This is a genomic window from Gordonia sp. DT218, assembly GCF_049847105.1.
In the GTDB taxonomy this organism is placed as follows: domain Bacteria; phylum Actinomycetota; class Actinomycetes; order Mycobacteriales; family Mycobacteriaceae; genus Gordonia.
Map to the genome: position 1 here is coordinate 168,148 of NZ_JBNCNS010000006.1, position 19,080 is coordinate 187,227.

Below are 19,080 nucleotides of genomic sequence, written 5' to 3' on the forward strand. Positions count from 1 at the left end.
CTCAACCGGGGAGGCAGAGTCCGGTACGCATCAAGGGGTTTGAGACCAGCGTGTGTCTGACGGCTGCCGGATTCGTCGGTTGTTGCTCCTTCTGTTCGGGTTTGTTGATCGACGAATAGGGGAATTTCGAGAGCCAACCCCCGCGCAGCCGGTGTTGGCGGGAGGTTCAAACGTCCCGCCGGGCCGAATACCAGCGAGCCCGCCGCGCGGCTGTCAAGTGAGGCTCGAACGGATGGGAACGGCGAGACCACCTCAGGTTCTGGCGCGGAGGAAAGCCAGCACTGCGAGGACGCGGCGATGGTCGTCGTCGGTGTCGGGAAGGTTGAGTTTGGTGAAGATGTTGGAGATGTGCTTCTCGACGGCGCCGAGGGTGACGACCATTTCCTTGGCGATGCCGGCGTTGGTGCGACCTTCGGCCATCAGGGTCAGGGTCTCGCGTTCTCGCGGTGTGAGGGGGTCGAGTTGGTTACTGGTGGCGGTGCGTGTGCGGACGAGTTCGGAGACGACCTCGCGGTCCAGGGCGGTGCCGCCGGCCGCGACGCGGTGCAATGCGTCGACGAACTCGACGATGTCGCTGACTCGCTCCTTGAGGATGTAGCCGAGACCGCCGCCGGGTGAGTCGAGGAGCTCGGCGGTGTACACGGGTTCGACGTACTGCGAGAGGATGAGGGTGGCCAGTGCGGGGTGCTTGGCCCTCGCGGTGATCGCTGCGCGAATGCCTTCGTCGGCGAAGGTGGGAGGCAACCGCACGTCGATGATCGCCAGATCCGGGTTGTGCTCGGCGACGATGTCGAGCAGGCCCGGACCGGTGTCAGTGACCCCAACGACCGCGATGTTGACGTCGTTGAGCAGGGCTACGAGCCCCTCGCGGAGCAGCGCGTGGTCTTCAGCGATCACTACGCGCACGGCACCTCCGCATGCAGGTGGGTCGGCCCGCCGGGGGGCGAGGTGAGATCGAACGTGCCATCCAACGCTTCGACACGCGCACGCAACCCTTGCACACCGGTGCCGGTCTGGTCGACGCAACCGGGGCCGTCATCGGTGACGTCGACGGTCAAGGCATCCGGGGCGAACGCGAGACGCACCTGCACCGCGGCGCCGGTCGCGTGCTTGGTCGCGTTCGTCAATGCCTCGGCGACCACGAAGTAGGCGGCGCTCTCGACCGCGGACGGCGGCCGGATGCCGTCGCTTGCTCCGACGACCTCGAGGGTGGCGCGGCCGCGCTGGGTGAGTGATTGAACGGCCGCGACCAGGCCACGATCGGCGAGCACCGGTGGCGCTATGCCTCGGGCGAGGTCTCGCAGCTCACGGATGGCCAGGTTGGCTTCCCCTCGGGCAGCGCGTACGAGCTCGGCCGCCTTGGGTTCGTGAGCGACAACAGCCTCGGCCCGGCCGAGCAGCATTGTCAGTGCGACGAGCCGGGCCTGCACACCGTCGTGGAGGTCACGCTCGATGCGGCGCAGCTCCGCGCCCTGCGCGTCGACGGCTTGGCGGCGCGTGCGGCTGAGTGTGTCGACCCGCCGCTGCAGCTTGCGGGTCCCGAAGTGGGGCAGCTCATCGCGCAGGTCGATGAGTGCGTGCAGGCCCAGCACGACTCCGAGCCCGATGACAGACCAGAGCACCCATGGGCCCTGCGTGCCGGTGAAGGCCCATACGAACACCAGAGCGGCGGAAAGGGTGCCGGTGACCTCCAGGTGCCTAAGCTGTTCGGGATCGTCGAACACGCGCGGATCGAGGTTCGCTGGTCCGGTCGCGGGCATCACGTAGTCGCCGGGAACCATGTCGACGCCTGCGAGTGTGACGGATTCTTGAACGCGCCAGGGCACTGCCTCCCCGCCTGCGATAGAGATGGTGCGGAGTAGTTCTTCGATCGCGCGGGGGACCTGGTCGAGGTCCTCTCGCAGCGCGGACCAGAGGTCGGGGCTCGTGAGGAGTTTCAGAACCATCTTACTCAGCATGGTCGCACTGGATTCGAAGCCGCCGAAGATCATGCCGACGACGACGATGGCACATTCTTTCTTGGTGAGGTCTCCTGTTTCGATGAGTGCTGAGACGAAATCGCTTCCGGGAGTACGTGCCCTGTCGGCGATAAGAGTGAACACATATTGGCCAATTTCGGTGAGCATCGCGGTCTGGGCGGGCTGGTCTGCACTCGAGTCGGAGAGCAGCGTCTGAACCCAAGATGCCATTCTGCTGGCGTCTGAGTAGGGAAGTCCGAGAAGGTCGCAGAGGACGCGCAGAGCGAAAGGCTCGGCGATGTTCGACACGTAGTCGCATTGCCCGCGATCGGCCATGTCGTTGAGGAGGGTGACCATCGTGTGCTCGGCTTGACCTTCTAGAGAAGCGAGCTGTGACGCGCCGAGTTGTCGCAGTATGGCTCGGCGCAACTTCACGTGGTCATGCTCGTCCATACTTCCGATGGCGCCGGAGAGGATTTCGCTTGCTGTGAGGCGTGGAGTTGCGTCACCCGTCATCCCCGTGCGAGTGAATTTCTTACTTAGATACACGGTGCGGACGTCGTCGTAGCGAGTCACGAGCCAGCAGGGGCCGCCATGCGGCAACTGCAGTTGAGCTACGCCGTAGGGCCCAGCGGCCACATTTTGCATGATCGGATCAAGTGTGAGGCTGCGCGGCGCAGTGGACGGATAGTTGTGGGCGGGGCAGTTGGGCATCGTAGCTCTTTCATCTCGTCGGCATCGGGCAAGGGGTAGTGGGCCCTGCACGAGGAGCTGAAGAACCCACGGATCACCACTTGTGGGCATCCGTGATCACGAGGGTCGTGCCGGGTCAGGTGTTGGCGTCGAAAGTGGGGGTGTAGGACTCGTCGGTCTCGTTCCACTGTTTGGGGCTGCTGGCCGCATCGAGGCTTCCGGCCATGTGAGCGACGGACCCGGCTACGCTGATGCCGAAGCGGCCGTCGCTATCCCACATGGTTGCGGTTCCTGCGGCGATACCGTCAGTGGACATGTGGTTGTCGGCTTCGATACCCACGATTTGGCCGACCGGTAACCGACTCAGCAAGATGGTTACGTCATGGTTGATGAAGCCGATTCCCCGGTCGCTCCAGCTGGTGAGAGTGTTCGCTAGTTCTCCGACCATCGCAGCGCGCACGAACGGGGTGTTGTCCGAGTCGGCAAACAGTCGGGGCTGGTCAAACCACAGCCGTTTACGACCGGCGTTCTGGTGTTCAGACATCGACGTGCTCCATCCGTCCGGATGGCCGTCACTGCCCCACAGAATCCCGGGCTGCGGAAGCGCTGCGAGAATCGGCTCCGACAACGTCATGGACCCACTGTCAGGTTGCCAGCGTGTTCCGGCAGGGTCTTGAGTTGGCCGGATGGCTACCATCGACGCGCGGGCGACGGTGCGTTCACCTTGCCGGACGACGACGTCAGCAATCCTAATGCTGCGGCCTTCTCGTATGACCGTGGTCTCGGTCTCCAGTGGTGCGTAGGCGGCTTGTCGGAAGATGTCCAGCGTGAACTTTGCAACACGGAAATGTGTTGCACTGCAATCTCTTTCCAAGACATGAGCGGTCAATCCAGCGATGGCCGAACCGTTGAGCGCCTCGGGGGACCACTGGCTTTGTGAGAACGGCAACGGACGGTACACATCACCGTCACACTCGAAATAGGCCACTGAGACTCCCGTGTTGTAATCATCAAATACGCTGCGTCCCAGGCTAGTTATAGCTCTTGGGTAGTTCAATCGAAATCGTGACAGGAAGCTGCCACAGTGTCCCCGGATGTCTGTTTCCCCATGATGTTGTTGGCGGCGTACTGACCGGGGGAACGATGACGAATTATCTCGTCGAGAAGTTCGTCGACCCGGGTGTCGGTCATCCGTCGGTAGCCTCGTTGGGTACGTTCGAACACGGGCTCATCGCATTGCCAGGCTTGCCGGCGCAGCGAGGGTTTGTCGATTTTCATCGTGGCCGTGATCGGCGTCTGAGCGCAGATACGGATGAACTGCGGCATCCATTTTGGACTCATGTCGGACTGGGACTGCAGAAATGTGCTGAAACCATCGATGTCAAACTGTGTTCCGTCGTGCAATTGAATGGACGCCATGACCTGATCACCGGTGCGGATGTCGGGGACGCCGTAGACCGCAGCGGCTGTGACATCTTTAGACCGCATCAGGATGCGTTCGATCGGGGCTGCGGTGAAGTTCTCGGAATCGACACGCATCCAATCGCCCGTCCGCCCAGCGAAGTAGAAGTTGCCGTCGCTGTCTCGGTATCCGAGATCCCCGGTCCAGTAGTCTCCACCGCGGATGCGTTCAGCGGTTGCGTCAGGATTGCGGTAGTAGCCCTCGAACAGAGCCGCACCACCACGCGAGACGATTTCACCGACTGCGTCGTCGGCATTGATCAACGTTCCGCCGGCATCGAATGCGGCAGTTGCACAAGTCGTTCCGTCTGGACGGAGAATTTCTGGATCGTGTCCGGCCTGTGGCCGGCCGAGCGAATCGGCGGGGGTTTCGGGAGTGCGGATGATGTAGCAGGCGCCCTCGGATGATCCGTAGGACTCGAAAAGGGGTGTCTGGTATCGGCGAGTAAACTCCGAGCGGTCACGTAGGGAGGCTTCGGTCCCGAACCCGAATCGGAGTTGGTTATCGGCCTCTAGAGGGCTCTCGGGTTGAGCAAGGATGTAGGACAGGGAGCGGCCGACGTAATTGAAGAATGTGGCACCGAAACGTTGAATGTCGGGAAGAAATCCGGAGGCTGAGAAGCGTCGCCGCATCGCGAACGCAGCACCTGATCGTAGACAAGGACCCCACGCAGACATCAGGGCGTTTCCGTGGAATAGCGGCATGGCGTTGTAAGCGACATCATCAGGACCGAACTCGATCGGATTGAGAATGCACATACGCGCCCAGCGGCCCGTGGAGCAGGAAACGGCTTTGGGTGCCCCGGTCGAGCCGGAGGTGAACAGGAGGAGTAACCGTGTGTCGGGTTGGCTGGCGCTCACCGACAACGAGGGGGTAGAGACCGTGGCGGCGGCATCGGTAGGCATCTGGAGTGTGGGGCAGTGCAGGCTTGAGGTGTCGAGCAAGCGTTCAGTGGCGGCGTCAGTGAGCACAGCGACGCAGTCGCTGGTGGCTACGTCATGGGCCATCGCCTCACCGCGCCGAGTGTGATTGAGTCCGACGATGGTCGCCCCGCAGAGCATTGCCCCGGCGATAAGGAACAGGTAGTCCGGTGTGTTCTCCATGAGAACGCCTACATGCCATGGCCGGTCATCGATCGGGCGTAGCTCGGTGAGTAGATCTGTGCGGTGAGCGGCCTCGTGCACCAGTTCCCGCCACGTCCACTGTTGGTGTTCGAATTTCAATGCCACCGTGTCGTCGGCTGCGCGGGCCATCAGCAGACGACCCATAGTTGGGGGGTCGCTGCCTACGTCGGCCATGCTGATGTCCATTCGTTGGGCGTGCTGAGGATCACCACGTGAGGGGGAGTGCTGTCAGTGAGTGCAGGACTTCGCCGTCAGTGAACTGGAGGTCGGATACAGGTGTGGCGAGTGCGAGGTCTGGAAAGCGGTGCGTCAGTTCCCGCAGTGCGATTGTCAGTTCGGATCGGGCCAGATTCATGCCGAGACAAGCGTGAGCACCTTTGCCGAACACCAGGGTGGGAGGCGGAGCACTGCGTTCGAAGTCCACCCGGTGTGGGTCGCGATAGATAGATTCATCGCGCATTGCGGAGCTAGTCGCGATGGCAACTGCTTCACCCGCTGATATACGGCCGGATGGGAGTTCTACATCCTCGGTGGCAAGGCGCAGCGCAGCGCTAGGTCCCATCACCAGCAGTCGAAGCAGTTCGTTGACAGCGTTGGGCACTAGTTCGGGACGGGCTACCAGCTGCGTCCAGGCCCGACGGTCATCGGAGAGAAGTGTGAGCAAGAAGCGGGCCAGCACACTGGCAGTTGTGTCGGTTCCTGCTGCGATGAGGCTAATGATCAGCCCGATCAGTTCGCTGTCGTCAAGGTAGTCACCGCCATCACAGGCGCCGATGAGATCGTCGATGAGCCCACCTCCAGGTTGGGCACGCTTACGGGTCAGCAGGTGCGCAATGTACTCGGCGAACTCAAGGATCAGCTCTGTCCGTTGCTCGCCGGTTAGTGCGATGCTCGAGACAAACGCGTTGGACCACTCAGCGAACCGGTGAGAATCACCCTCCGGGATGTCCAGGACCCGGCACATTACCCGGGTCGGATACGGCAGACACAGCGCCGACACTACGTCGGCTGGCGATCCCTGAGCGACCATGGTGTCGAGAAGATCGGTGACGATGACTTCGAGCACATCGTTCCATCGTTGAATACGTCGAGGCGTGAATGCGGGTGCGACGATCTTGCGGATGCGCCGGTGTTCGGCTCCTTCCATGTTGAGCAGGCTGGGCTCGTCGTAGTGAACCGTCCTGGACCGGATGGAGACCTGGTTTAAGCCACCTCCGCCTCGGAGGCGACCTGCTCACCGTAGCGGCTTTCGTACTCGATCGGCGAACAGTAGCCGATGGACGAGTGCAGTCGGTCGGTGTTGTACCAGTGCACGTAGGCCGCGGTCTCGCGTTCGACTTCGGCCCGGTTGCTCCAGGAACGATCTCGCTCAATCAGCTCGGTCTTGTACACACCAATTGCTGATTCCATGAGGGCGTTGTCGAGGGCATCGCCCACCGTTCCGATAGATCCGATGATCCCCGCCTCCCGCAATTCCTTACTGAATGCGATCGACGTATATTGACTTCCCGCATCGCTGTGATGCACCACACCCGTTGCAGTAAAGGAGAAGTCGGATCTGCGACGAGCGAACAATGCTTGCTCGACGACACTGGAAACCAACGGCGTTTCCTTGCTCGACATGACCCTCCACCCCAAGATGCGCCGCGAGTACACATCGACGAGAAATGCCACGTACACAAATCCGGCCAGCGTCCAGACATATGTAAAATCGGCAACCCATAGCTGGTCGGGACGATCTGGTGAATCCCATTGCCGCTGAACATGGTCGGGATGTCGTGGCGCTGTGTCGTCGCGTCGGGTCGTTACCGTGCGGTGCTTACCGCGAACCACTCCGGAGATCCCGCAGATTCCCATCAGTCGGGCGACCTGATCGCGGCCCATCGTATGGCCGGCGCGCCACATCGCATGCCACATTTTGCGCACCCCGTAGACACCACGCTGGTGGACAAACTCCAGATAGACGGCATGCGCGTCGTACGCCTCGGTCAGCATCGCAGCCGAGATCGGACCCGCCTTCTTGCGGGCGTAGTAGGTGGACGGGGCGATCTGCATTCCGTGCTCGGTGAGCACTCGGCAGATCGGATCGACCCCGAACCGGTCCTTGTGAGCGTCGATGTAGTCGACGATCACCGCAGTCGGCGGTCGACCTCCGCCGCTGCGAAAAACGCTGACGCAGTCTTCAAAATCTCATTGGCCCTGCGCAATTCGGCATTCTCCTTGCGCAGCTCAGCAAGCTCGGCATCATGTTCGGCGACAGTCTTCGAACCGTGCGCCGCAGCGACTGGCATGTCCTTGTCGACCCAGTTACGCAGAGTCGCCGGGTTGATATCCAGCAGCGCGCCGACATGCTTACGCGCCGCGAGCTTGGACTCGCCATGCTCGGCGCGCCGGTCCTCGTACATCCTTACAGCCCGCTCACGGGTCTCCTGGTCGAACTTCCTCGGTGCTGCCATGACCACATTCTCCTGGTGAGATCACGGCCTCCACCAGACCCAGGACGGTTCATAGTGACTGGGCCCCAACGTGAATCGAGGGGACCCAGGTGCAGTCAGGTCATGACTAAGTCGGTGGTCAGCCAAGGCCAGTGCCGCGTCGTGGTACTTCACGACCAACCGGGCGTCATGCCCGCTGGCCAGTCTCACCGTTCCCAGCGGGCACTGTGAGCGCCGCTCGGCGTACTCCGGCGCTGGGTTGACGCCGTCGAAATGAAACGGAAACGCGGGCGGGTCGTCACGGCGCTCGTCATCGGCCCGTAGCCGCGCAACGCCGCGTTCGGACAGCTCATAGCTCATGGTGATCCTTCCACCGTCAGGTCATTGCTGTGGGAGTGATGATGGTCGTTGCTGGCCCTGTTGTGGAGAGGTGAAGCCGCATGTGGCAGGTAACTGTCATATTCACAAGCGATCGCTGCGATCGCCGTAATCGCCGTGCTAGCTGTCTATTACGGCCAATTCGCCGAATCGACGCCGAGCGATTGACGATCAGCAAAAGCATGGTCTCTAAGTCGACTCGCTCCATCGCCGAGATTGACGCACCCCATCGCACCGTTGAGTACTGCGATCAGAAAGAGGAACACTCATGGCACTCACATCAACAGAGTCGGACAAGATTGCCGACATCTACGACCGATTCACCTCGGTGGACGTGCAAGGCAGCAATCTGCATTTCGGATACTGGGACGATCCACGCGCCGACATAGCTGTCGAGGACGCCACCGATAGGTTGACCGATCTGCTCGTGCAACGTCTCGACATCGGACCGGACAGCCATGTTCTCGATGTCGGTTGCGGCGTCGGAGGACCTGCACTGCGAATCGCGAAGACCACCGGTGCACGCGTCACCGGAATCTCCATTAGCCAAGAACAGGTCGCCATGGCCACTGCTCTGGCCGACTCCGAAGGGCTGTCCGCGAGAGTGTCATTTCATCAGGAAGACGCCACCCAAATATCATGGCCACCCGAATCGTTCGACGCAGCTGTCGCCGTTGAATCGATGATGCACATGCCTGATCGTGAAGACGTCTTCGCCCGTATCGGCCACGCGCTACGGCCAGGAGGGCAGCTGGTCATGACCGATACCGTCCTCCGCGCACCCGTGCCGGCCGACAAGCAAGCGGCGGTGGACCGGTTCTTCAGCAGCTTCGGCAGCTCGACGATACCGGTGGAACAGTATGTCGGACTCTTGCAGCGATCAGGGTTCTGGTTCGACGAGATCGTCGACGTCAGCACACACACGATCCACAAGGCATGGCAGGTTCTCGCCGCTCGCATCGTCGAGCTTCGACCACAGCTTGAGGCACTCTACGATGCCGACATGGTCCGCGCCTTCGACCCCTCTGATCTACTGGATGTGCCACAGATCGGCTACATGATCATCGCCGCGCACCGCCCACGTCTCTAAGGCATTTGAGCAAGTGCAGCACCCGCGCCGGAAGGTGAGTAGTACTAGCTCATCACGGGCATGCCTTCGACTGAGGACGACCGGAGGCCGGGAGCGCGGATGACAGGTGTACCCGCACAGTAGCTCGTGCAGCTCGACCAGCTTTTTGCGGTGGCCGGTAGGATACCCATCTCGGCGACCCTGACGCCGAGCTCGAATCGGGTGTCAACACTGAAGTAGTCCATCAAGTCGGCGACTCGCCTGCGATAGGTGCGCAATGAGACCGCAACCTGGCGTGCCGCGACTTCGTCCTTCAGGCCTGCATAGAGCGTCGCGAGCACTGCCCGCGACATCGCGGTCCAGGGAAGCTCAGTTGCGTGGTTGGGGGGCTGCACGTGCTGTCCATGGCCTACTCATTTACCCGCGTCTCACAGTGGTCGCCGGGCTACTTTCCGATGATCGGAAATCGGGATCGCTACGTCCGTGCACACGGCGCATAGTGAGGCTAGTCACATACGAAATACGCGGAGACGGAAGAGGAACGTTATGAGTGGATCTGTCCTGGAAGCCGCTGCCGCCGAACGGCGTAGCGGGTCGGTCGTCGATACGATCACAGCTAATAATGCCGCTCTGTTCAGCGAAGGGCACGACGCCGACCGGATCGGCCAACTGCCGGACTCGACTGTGGCTCGGATGCGGCGGGCCGGATCAATCAGGATGCTGCAACCCCGCGAGTTCGGCGGAATGGAAGCCGAACCGCGAGAGTTCGCCGAAGCCGTGATGGCCACGGCGGCGATCTCACCGAGCGCCGGCTGGGTGCACGGCATCGTCGGGGTTCACCCGTGGCAGTTGGCAATGGCAGAAAAATCAGTGCAAGAACAGATCTGGGGAGATAACGCAGACCGGTGGATAGCCTCGCCATACATGCCGAACGGAAGAGCGATCCGGGTTGCGGGGGGCTACCGGATGTCAGGACGATGGAGCTTTTCCTCCGGGACCGATCACTGCGAGTGGGCATTCCTCGGAGCCATGCCATATGACGCCGATGGCGTCATGGATAGCCCACCCCGGATGCTGCACGTCATCATCCCCCGTTCGGATTACGAAATCATCGACGACTCTTGGGATGTTGTGGGCTTGCGGGGCACCGGATCGAAGGACCTTGTCGCCGAGGGCGCATTCATCCCCGACGAACGAGTGATGGAGTACGACGACCTGATTGACGGTTCCCAGGTCAGACGATCTGGCCGTGAGCAAACGCTCTACCGGATGCCGTGGTCATGTGTGTTTCCCCTCGGCATCACCTCGGCCACCATTGGGATCTGCGAGGGATTCATGGAGACAGCACGCACCTACCTACGTGAACGTATCGGGTCGCAAGGAGTCGCGGTACGTGACGACCCCTACGTCCTGTACCAGGTCGGCCACGCAGAAGCGCAGATCGATCAGGCTCGCCAGAGCTTGATCGCCAATGCCGAGGACATGTGGCGCATTGTCGAAACCGGTGATGATCCGACCTTCGCACGTAGGGCCCAAGGGCGGCGAACACAGGTCGAGGCAGCCTGGACCGCGGTCCGTGCTGTGGACGATGTCTTTGCCCGCTGTGGTGGATCTGCCCTGCGGATGGACAAGCCCATCCAGCGGTTTTGGCGTGATGCGCACGCCGGCCTTCACCACGCCATCCATGTGCCCAGCACCGTCTTTCACGCAACTGCGTTGTCAGGACTCGGTATCGACCCGGACGGACCACTACGGGCGATGATCTGACCAATCAGACCAGCACGAACACACGAGGAGAAGCCTGGCCATGGGAGATATCAAAGCACTGGGGTACCTGGCTGTCAGTACGACCGACCTCGAGCGCTGGCGAACTCTGGCCTTCGATGTGCTTGATCTCGGACAGGGAGCCGACTCGAGTAATGACGTTCTGTACATGCGGATGGACGAACGCGCCTACCGCCTCATTGTGGAGCGTGGAGAATCGGATTGCTTGACCGCGATCGGGTGGGAGGTGCGTGACGAACTGGCACTCGACCGGGTGCGGCATACCCTGCATAGTCACAGCATTCCCAGTCGCGATCTCAGCGACGATGAAGCCCACGCCCGCCACATCGACGGGGGCATAGCACTAGTTGATCCAACCGGACAATCTCTCGAGATCTTCCATGGTGCCGGCCTCGACCATTCGGCAGTAAGTACAAAGTTTCGCACCGAGTTCGTCACCGGTTCACTGGGGTTGGGTCACATCGTCATTCCATCCACCGACCATGTGGCAACCATCACCTTTTACCGCGACGTACTCGGATTCCACACCCGCGGTGCGTTCCCGTTCCCGTCGGCCCCTGGGATGCCGCCACTGCGAATCCAGTTCATGGGCATCAACCCGCGACACCACAGCCTCGCCATCATGCCCGCTCCTCAGATGGGACCTGGCATCGTGCACATCATGGTTGAGGTCTCGACCATGGACGCTGTCGGTCAAGCGCTCGAACGCTGCGGTGAGTATGGGTTCGCGATCTCATCGACGCTTGGCCGCCACACCAACGACAAGATGCTCTCGTTTTATCTGCGGGCCCCCGGTGGCTGGGACATCGAGTACGGCTACGACGGACTGAGTGTCACCGAGGATCACTATCTGCCGGAACTGATCTCAGCTGACAGCTACTGGGGTCACGACTGGTCCGGCAGTGAACCGCTCGCATGTACTCTTCCTCCAGATGCGCCGCCGCAGTCCTAAAAGACAGCAATCTGAGCCGATCCTGTAACCCTAGCCGTCAGTGCGAGGGCAATTTACCAGTACCCGTCGGGATCAGACTCCGGAGACTCCGAGGGAATGATGGCCTCGGCAACACCGTGATCGATACTGGCCGACAGACGTGGACAGGTCGGCATCATCGCGGTGTGTCCGCCTTCCCGCCGGACACGTTCGAGCTCGGTACAGCGCGATCTGGCGGCAGCATTCCACTGCACGCTGGTATGAAATGAGCTGTACTTCTTCACCATCACACACGCGTGGCAGCCTCGGCACTCGATCTCGGTCATCCCACCGTGCAGGTAGTGCTCTCGATCGCGCGCGGTGGCGCAGTCGAGAGCATCCTGGCGCTGCGGATCGCTGGTGAAGTCAGGGGCCTTGGCCCAGCCGGACACTCGGACTATGCGCCTGTCGCCAGCCCGAGTCACGGTCAGACCTCGGCCTTGTCCGCGGCTGTGTCCTTCTGCCGCTGCAGGTTTTCCTGGATCTCGATATTCCAGCTCTCCAAGGCCTTCTCAGTGTCGATCTCGTACTCGAAACGCTGTGTCATCTCCTCGGTGACATCGGCCTTGTCGACGAAGAACTGCTCATACCAACGACGCAACTGATAGACGGGGCCGTCTTCCTCAACCAAGAGGGGATTGTCGATACGGCTCTTACGTTTCCAGATCTCGACATCCTGGAGAAAGCCGACCTCGATCCCCGCCACGATCTTCTTGGCCATCTTCGCCGCTTGCTCAGCCGTCAGCCCATCGGGAATCTTTGCCATCACGCCATACATGAGCACGAACGAGTTCTGATCGATCGGGTAGTGGCAGTTCGTCATGATGGTGTCGATCGCGTACTCGCCGTAGTACTGGACCATCGGATTGAGCATGTAGGAGGGGCCGTAGTACGCGGCGATCGACTCCATCCGGGTGTCCCCGTAGGCGGTACCCAGTTCGATGTCCGGTCGGCCATGCGAGTTCATGTACTGAGCGGCGACCTCGCCTTCGAAGACGTTCTTGAAATAGTCTGGAAGGGCGTAGTGCACATAGAAAAAGTGCGCCATGTCGACGACGTTGTCGATGATCTCCCGACAGTTGGACCCCTTGATGACGATCTGATTCCAGGTCCACGAGGTCCACTGCTCGCTGGCCAACTCCTCCAACTCCGGGATGCTGCACTCTTCCGGCGGCGGGTCGCCCTCCGGGTCGTTGTAGACGAAGACCTGGCCGTTACGCTCCATCGTCGGCCACGCCCGTGTCTTCGCCAGCTTCGGATTGCGTTTTGCATAGGGCACCGTGGCGCACCGGCCATTTCCCTTCCACTGCCAACCATGGAACGGGCAGGCAACGTTGCCGTCCTTGACCTGCCCCTGACTTAAATCACCACCCATGTGACGGCAATAGGCATCGAGCACATTGATCTCACCGTCAGCACCCACCCACACCACCAACTTGGTGCCGAAGATCTCCAACGAGTGAGGCTTCGCATCGGCAAAGTCGTCGACCAAGCCCAGGCAGTGCCAACCTCGGGCGAATCGAGTCGGCGCAACACCTGTATCGATCTCTCGAACATCGACGTCACTGGAACTGGGCTGCGACGAGTGGGTCGTCGCGCCTCGCGGTTGCGGTGACATGGACCTCTCCTTCTATAGGCGCGCAGAGAACGTGATCGAACCGGACCAGACTACTAGAACGTGTTGCAGTTTTGTGTTACAAATTTGCAACTCAGACCTCCATTCGCGACTTGCAGCAGCATAATTCGCCCGAACCGGACACGATAGTTAGTGAAGAACACGTTGCAGTTTCAAGAACCGTGTGACTCCGATGGTGCGTCACGTCATGCCGGGGCGAGGCTGTCCCGTGCGTCGAGCTCGGGTACGAGTGGTTGGTCCACCGCGTCTCAACATCCGCAGTGCGGCCATTCATGCTCAATTGACCAAGGCGGCGGCGCCGTGAATGCCAGGCTCGTTGCCGTTCTCCCACCGTCCCGGCTCTATGGCGTCACGCACATCTCGACCGCACAAGACCCGGTGGGGATTAAGCTCCCACATCCAAGCGGATTAGTGATTCATATCACATCGAATAAAGGGGTGCAGCAGCGATGAGAAGTCGAGATAGTTCGCTGATCGGAATCCTGGAACGAGTCGACGTCATCCTCGAAGTCGTGGCCATCGAGGGTCCGGTGACGCTCTCAGAGATCACCCGTCTGACCGAACTACCCAGGACCACCGTGCACCGACTGCTCGAGCAGATGATCCAGCAGCGGTGGCTGCTACGCATCGGAAACGACTACGAACTTGGAGTGCGCCCTTTTGAACTCGGTGCGGTAGCGCGGCAAGGACACTGGTTTCACCGCCTCGTGCACCCTCACCTCGAGGAACTCCGTGCACGAACCCGACTACTCGTACATCTGGCGTTCCTCGACGGTGACTCCACAATCTGGTGGGACCGCATCGGCGAGGTGCCCATCAGCCTGGTCCCCACTGGAATTGGAGCTCGAACGCCCGCACATCGGACCGCATCAGGCAAAGCGTTGCTCTCTGCCGAGGAGGATGAATTCCTCGACCAGCACTTTCCGGAGCAATTAGCCCAAGTCACGGCAGGCACCTGCAACACCCGTGAAGAACTCTCGGCGCAGGTGCATGAGGTCAGAAACATGGGCCTCGCCTTCGACCATGGCGAAAACGTGGCAGAACTTGGGTGCATTGCCGCTCCCATTCTTGTCCGACAATCGCCAACTAGTGACGGCCACCACACCGCCGCATCAGTGTCTGTATGCGGACCACTCGAACGCCTCGACAACGATCGGCGACTGTCTGCAGCCCTATTCACCTGCATCGCCGGCGTTCAACGCGACCTCGCGCGCAGCCCGGTGGCCATCGACGACTGAACTTCCACTGATCGGAAGTTCCAGGGACGTGACTCAGGTCACGTTCACTACATTGTCATTCGCACCAGTGATCCAAAAGGAGGCCACCGTGACCCAAATGGCAATCGATGACGATGTCCGCGAGATCGAAAACGCCGGGAATCCAAAGCGATTCGCTCGGGGTTGGCACTGTCTGGGCTTGGTCGACGAGTTCCGGGACGGACGGCCTCACCAAGTGAAAGCGTTCGGCACCAGCCTCGTCATCTTCGACACTCCTGAAGGACTCCGCGCACTCGACGGATACTGCCGGCATATGGGGGGCAACCTGGCCAACGGAACCATCAAAGGCGACTCGGTGGCATGCCCATTTCATGACTGGCGGTGGGGCGGCAATGGCCGATGCACTGGCATCCCTTACGCAAAACGAGTACCAGGCGTTGCCAAGACCCGGGCATGGCCGGCGATGGAGCGTAACGGCCAGTTCTTCGTCTGGCACGATCCCCAGCGATCCCAACCCACCGACACGGTCACCATCCCGCCCATCCCCGGCTGGGACGCAGGCCAATGGAGCAGCTGGAGTTGGCAGAAGTTCGAAGTCAACGGTGCCCACTGCCGCGAGATGGTCGACAACGTCGTTGATATGGCGCACTTCTTCTACGTGCACATGGCATTCCCACATTACTTCCGCAACGTCTTCGAAGGCCACGTCGCCACCCAATACATGCACAGTCGCCCCCGGCCCGACATCGACCCTGAGAAGTCCTACGGCGACGAAGACTCGATACTTCGCTCTGAGGCCTCCTACTACGGCCCCTCCTACATGATCAACCCGCAACAACTCGAAATCGGCGGTCAGATCCTCGACGCTGTACTGATCAATAGCCACTACCCGGTCACCGATAACTCATTCATCATCAACTTCGGCGTCGCCACCAAACGACAAGAAGGCGTAACCGCAGAAGCCGCCCGAACCGTCGCGGACTCTCTCACCTCCGCACTGTCCTACGGCTTCGGGCAAGACCTCGAAATCTGGCGTGACAAAGCCCGCATCGACAATCCCCTTCTGACCGAACAAGATGGCCCCGTCTATCAGCTACGCCACTGGTACGAGCAGTTTTATGTTGACATCGAAGACGTCACGCCGAGCATGACCGAACGCATCGAAGTCGAGATCGACACCGACCACGCTGTCACGTCGTGGAAGCGCGAAGTAGCAGAGAACCTGCTGGCCACCCGGTCATGATCGGCAGCGAGACGCGTGTGCAATGCCCAGCCTGCAACCAGCACGCGGACATTACGAAGTACTCGTCCGAACACACAGTGACTCGATGGGCAGAAGGACACGACAAGTGCCTACAGCTTAGTCGCGGAGTGGACAGCATCGGATCGGGCCGCTGTCACTTGATGGCAGCGGCTGTCCGAGGAGCGTTCGACCAGGGCTACATACAGGTCATCGAACGCGAGCCTGGCACCTGACGCAGTGCTGTTGCGGTTGGGGATGGTATGGATCGAGACGCCCAGCCTGAGGTATACCGTCTCGTGACAATGCTCGTTACTCACCTGCCTGTGCAGGAACTGGTTTGAGCCCTTCTGCGTGGAGTCTGCGAGCTGACGGAACGCCTCTGCTCCGGTCTTCACCGCGCGGATGAGGCTGGGGGCGTGTTCTGCCGAGATTGGCGGCGAGGTTGGAATCGCCCGTTTGTCGGCGATGTCGTGACGTCCTCGACGTCCTATTCGGTGGACTGTCGCAGTCGGCCGTGTGGGGGACGGTGAAGGCATCTCGTTCGATGAACGCTCCTCGATCTCGGCGACCTGCGGAAACTTCGACCACACCGCGCCGATCGCCGCATCGGTCTCCAGCTGGGCGGTCACCAGATCCTCCCGCAACTGATGCGCCAACTCCAGCTGCACCCGCACCACCTCGGGCAACTCCCACCGATAGTGGACGCCCATGGTGATCACCGTGACCGCCACCGAAGCCACCCCTCACTACCGCACACCGACCCGACCCGGTTGTCGACTCTGCCCGCTGTGTGCGTCTAAGTGTCATGTCAACGCTTTGTGGTGCGCCGCTACCTTGAGTCCTGAATATAGTCGCGACAGCGCGGACCGATGATCACCGCTCCGACCCAGCCGCGAGGGGGCCCGAGAGTGCGATCGAACTCTTTCCTCACGTACACCCTGTCCGCGCCCCGACCGCGCTGTATCTTGCGATGATGTACCCGGATTCTCCGGAGAATCGGCCCGCGGTCGATCCTCACTGGACTCAGCCGCTGCCACCGGCACAGCCCTACTACGACCCACGGTCGCAACCATTCCCGCCCCAGCAGCCGCCGGCGCAGTACTACCCGGTGGCGCCGATCTATCAGTCCCCGCCCGTCGTCGTGGTGGGGTCGACGAAAAGTGTCGGCCTGGCCTTCCTGCTGGCGTTCTTGTTCGGCCCGCTCGGCATGCTCTACTCCACCGTCGCCGGCGCACTCATCATGATCTGCGTCAGCATCCTGGCCTTCTTCGTGTCGATCTTCACCCTCGGCGTCCCGATATTCTTCGTCTGGGTCGCCTGCATCATCTGGTCGTGCATCGCCGCCAGCAACCACAACGACACCCTCCGCCGCCACACCACGCCCTACTACTGAGCCACACCGACATCGACCAGCGCGCCACGTCTCGGCGGGCTGGGCGGTGCTCGGTATCGATAGCATCAGCGGGGATGCGAACGCCGAGCCGTGAGGGAACCCCGAAGATGTCGCGGACACCGGACGAGATCGTGGAGCAGTGGCGGCAGAAGCGGACCGAGGGCTGGACCACCAAAGCCATCGCCGCCCACTGGGGTGCGGCCGAATCGACGGTGCGCCACCGACTCGGCAAGACCGGCAAGCGACGCATCACCGACGAGACCGTCGACCAGTGGCGGCAGAAGATCACCACCGGCTGGACCCTGGAGGACGTGGCCGCCGAATGGCAGGTGTCGACCAGCACCATCTACCGATACCTCGGGCCACTCGGGCTCCGGCGTCGCAACTACGACCCGCTGACCATCGAGGACGCTGTCACCGCCTACAACCAGTGCGGAACCTCCAAAGAGGCCGCCACGATGCTCGGTGTGGGGGAGAGCGTCGTCCGGATGCGCCTCTACGAAGCCGGTATCCGTTCCACCTACCCCGGCGGCAGCGGCACACGCGACCGGGCGGGCATCCCGAACCCACCCCGCGGCACCCGCCGGGCCGACCGCCCCTAGCCCCGCCGATGCCGATCCCGGCCTCGAGGCGGCGATGTCGGATCGAGTTCTCTCGCGTCAAGAAACTGCGCTTCTACACTTCCGCGCATGAACGAACTGCTACGGGTGTTTCTCTGTCTGGTGTGAGTGGTTGCGTTCGTGGCGTTGACCGGCGGCCTCGCATGCATCCTGGCCGCGAGGGACCCTGACAACACGATTGACCCGATTCCCGCCATCGCCGGCACCGCTGTCGTGGCCCTCGCTCTGATCGCCGACACCAGCCTCATCGTCAACCTCGGCTGACCCGACCAGAGACCAGCGTGGGACGGGGTGGGGTCGATGTCTTCCCCATCGACCCCACCCCCGTCAACGAGTGGATGACCTGCTCGAACGGAACCCCACCGATACGTCGGAACGCTCCCGGAACACGCCGTCCACCGCCGACGACCCTACCACTACACTCGAATATATGTTCGATATATCGATGTGGCCTGACCGGAGGACACTGCGGCTGTTCGAACCACCCCGATCGGTCATCATCGACATGTCGATCACCGATCCATCCTGCGGGCGACCGTATGCGTTCGCCCCGACCGCGGTGTCATTGCGGGTGCGCGTTCGTCGCCCGGATCGAACGACACATGCACGGCCGGCAACTGGCCTGGCGCCAACTGTCTTCTCTGCACCATGTACGACGTGGTGGATAACTGGCAGCGGGGGGATGGCCGTCTACTACGACGCGTAGTTTTTACTCGATAGAGCAAGATCGCCGAGGGTGGACTGGTTGATGACCACTTCATATCGGTAGATTCGGTTCGGACCGTTACCTTGGATGGAATGCAGGCACGTCGACTTCTCGTTCTTTTCTTTGGGTCTGTGTTGGCGCTATCTGGGTGTGGAGCACTCGACACATCCGACGTTGGCCCGCACGACCTCGATGAAAACCAGGCCCGAGCAGCCTTGTCCGAGCTGCGGGTCGGTGTCCCGGAGGGGCTTAGTTTCGCTGCGGGCGTCGGATACCCGCCGGGGTTTGTGGGGAGTACGTCGTACTACATGCGTTTCGACACGCACAGTCCCGCGGCGACAGTCGTCGCGGAGCTACCCGAGAAGAGCGGGCTGGGGAGAACGCACAAAAT

17 protein-coding genes and 1 other annotated feature are annotated in these 19,080 nt (G+C 61.4%); of the genes, 8 read left to right on the top strand and 9 right to left on the bottom strand.

Going from position 1 to position 19,080, the window contains the following annotated elements; all coding sequences use genetic code 11:
- Positions 1–252: 252 nt before the first annotated feature.
- The 6 genes from ACPXCG_RS21375 to ACPXCG_RS21400 all read right to left on the bottom strand — a co-directional run bounded on the left by ACPXCG_RS21375 (position 253) and on the right by ACPXCG_RS21400 (position 7,693).
- The gene (locus ACPXCG_RS21375) at positions 253–897 is read right to left on the bottom strand and encodes a response regulator (RefSeq protein WP_425794202.1); all 645 of its coding nucleotides are present in this window, start codon (positions 895–897) and stop codon (positions 253–255) included.
- A complete protein-coding gene (locus ACPXCG_RS21380) occupies positions 897–2,393 on the bottom strand; it encodes a cytochrome P450 (protein ID WP_425794204.1) in 1,497 nt (498 codons plus the stop codon). The genes ACPXCG_RS21375 and ACPXCG_RS21380 overlap by 1 nt, the downstream gene beginning before the upstream one ends.
- A 394-nt stretch (positions 2,394–2,787) precedes the next feature.
- The gene (locus ACPXCG_RS21385) at positions 2,788–3,639 is read right to left on the bottom strand and encodes an acyl-CoA thioesterase domain-containing protein (protein WP_425794206.1); all 852 of its coding nucleotides are present in this window, start codon (positions 3,637–3,639) and stop codon (positions 2,788–2,790) included.
- A gap of 65 nt (positions 3,640–3,704) precedes the next feature.
- Complete coding sequence (locus tag ACPXCG_RS21390) at positions 3,705–5,423, bottom strand: AMP-binding protein (RefSeq protein ID WP_425794208.1); 1,719 nt, start codon at positions 5,421–5,423, stop codon at positions 3,705–3,707.
- A 19-nt stretch (positions 5,424–5,442) separates the two neighbouring features.
- Positions 5,443–6,384 (bottom strand): cytochrome P450, encoded by a 942-nt coding sequence (locus ACPXCG_RS21395; protein WP_425794210.1) that lies wholly within the window; start codon positions 6,382–6,384, stop codon positions 5,443–5,445.
- A 56-nt stretch (positions 6,385–6,440) separates the two neighbouring features.
- A protein-coding gene (locus ACPXCG_RS21400; RefSeq protein ID WP_425794212.1) for an IS3 family transposase occupies positions 6,441–7,693 on the bottom strand; the annotation gives its coding sequence in 2 pieces (ribosomal slippage) (positions 6,441–7,399 and positions 7,399–7,693; 1,254 coding nt in all).
- Positions 7,278–7,409: a sequence feature (AL1L pseudoknot), on the bottom strand. (Overlaps the previous gene by 132 nt.)
- A 625-nt stretch (positions 7,694–8,318) precedes the next feature.
- Here ACPXCG_RS21400 and ACPXCG_RS21405 point away from each other — a divergent pair.
- The 3 genes from ACPXCG_RS21405 (at position 8,319) to ACPXCG_RS21415 (ending at position 11,856) form a co-directional block, all read left to right on the top strand.
- Positions 8,319–9,140, top strand: a complete 822-nt coding sequence (locus tag ACPXCG_RS21405; RefSeq protein ID WP_425794214.1) for an SAM-dependent methyltransferase — start codon at positions 8,319–8,321, stop codon at positions 9,138–9,140.
- A 525-nt stretch (positions 9,141–9,665) separates the two neighbouring features.
- Positions 9,666–10,886, top strand: coding sequence for an acyl-CoA dehydrogenase family protein (locus ACPXCG_RS21410; protein WP_425794287.1), 1,221 nt, complete (start codon positions 9,666–9,668; stop codon positions 10,884–10,886).
- A gap of 40 nt (positions 10,887–10,926) precedes the next feature.
- Complete coding sequence (locus tag ACPXCG_RS21415; protein WP_425794216.1) at positions 10,927–11,856, top strand: VOC family protein; 930 nt, start codon at positions 10,927–10,929, stop codon at positions 11,854–11,856.
- Positions 11,857–11,909: 53 nt separating this feature from the next.
- Here the strand turns inward: ACPXCG_RS21415 and ACPXCG_RS21420 are convergent, their stop codons facing one another.
- Both ACPXCG_RS21420 and ACPXCG_RS21425 read right to left on the bottom strand, forming a co-directional pair.
- Entirely contained in the window at positions 11,910–12,299 is a 390-nt protein-coding gene (locus tag ACPXCG_RS21420; protein WP_425794218.1) for a hypothetical protein, read from the bottom strand.
- A 2-nt stretch (positions 12,300–12,301) separates the two neighbouring features.
- Positions 12,302–13,492 carry a Rieske 2Fe-2S domain-containing protein gene (locus ACPXCG_RS21425; protein WP_425794220.1) on the bottom strand — a complete coding sequence of 397 codons (1,191 nt, stop codon included), beginning with the start codon at positions 13,490–13,492 and terminating at the stop codon, positions 12,302–12,304.
- Between the two features lie 467 nt (positions 13,493–13,959).
- Between ACPXCG_RS21425 and ACPXCG_RS21430 the strand changes: the two genes are divergently transcribed.
- Positions 13,960–14,748: an IclR family transcriptional regulator gene (locus ACPXCG_RS21430; protein WP_425794222.1), complete on the top strand. Its 789-nt coding sequence runs from the start codon at positions 13,960–13,962 to the stop codon at positions 14,746–14,748.
- A gap of 97 nt (positions 14,749–14,845) precedes the next feature.
- Positions 14,846–15,970 (top strand): Rieske 2Fe-2S domain-containing protein, encoded by a 1,125-nt coding sequence (locus ACPXCG_RS21435; RefSeq protein WP_425794288.1) that lies wholly within the window; start codon positions 14,846–14,848, stop codon positions 15,968–15,970.
- Positions 15,971–16,080: 110 nt separating this feature from the next.
- On the opposite strand, the gene ACPXCG_RS21440 is transcribed toward ACPXCG_RS21435, so the two are convergent.
- Positions 16,081–16,701, bottom strand: coding sequence for a hypothetical protein (locus ACPXCG_RS21440; protein WP_425794224.1), 621 nt, complete (start codon positions 16,699–16,701; stop codon positions 16,081–16,083).
- A gap of 242 nt (positions 16,702–16,943) precedes the next feature.
- Between ACPXCG_RS21440 and ACPXCG_RS21445 the strand changes: the two genes are divergently transcribed.
- From ACPXCG_RS21445 to ACPXCG_RS21455, 3 genes are all read left to right on the top strand, one after another.
- Positions 16,944–17,363 (top strand): hypothetical protein, encoded by a 420-nt coding sequence (locus tag ACPXCG_RS21445; protein WP_425794226.1) that lies wholly within the window; start codon positions 16,944–16,946, stop codon positions 17,361–17,363.
- Between the two features lie 74 nt (positions 17,364–17,437).
- Complete coding sequence (locus ACPXCG_RS21450) at positions 17,438–17,965, top strand: hypothetical protein (protein ID WP_425794228.1); 528 nt, start codon at positions 17,438–17,440, stop codon at positions 17,963–17,965.
- Between the two features lie 138 nt (positions 17,966–18,103).
- Positions 18,104–18,247, top strand: coding sequence for a hypothetical protein (locus tag ACPXCG_RS21455; RefSeq protein WP_425794230.1), 144 nt, complete (start codon positions 18,104–18,106; stop codon positions 18,245–18,247).
- Positions 18,248–19,080 lie beyond the last annotated feature (833 nt).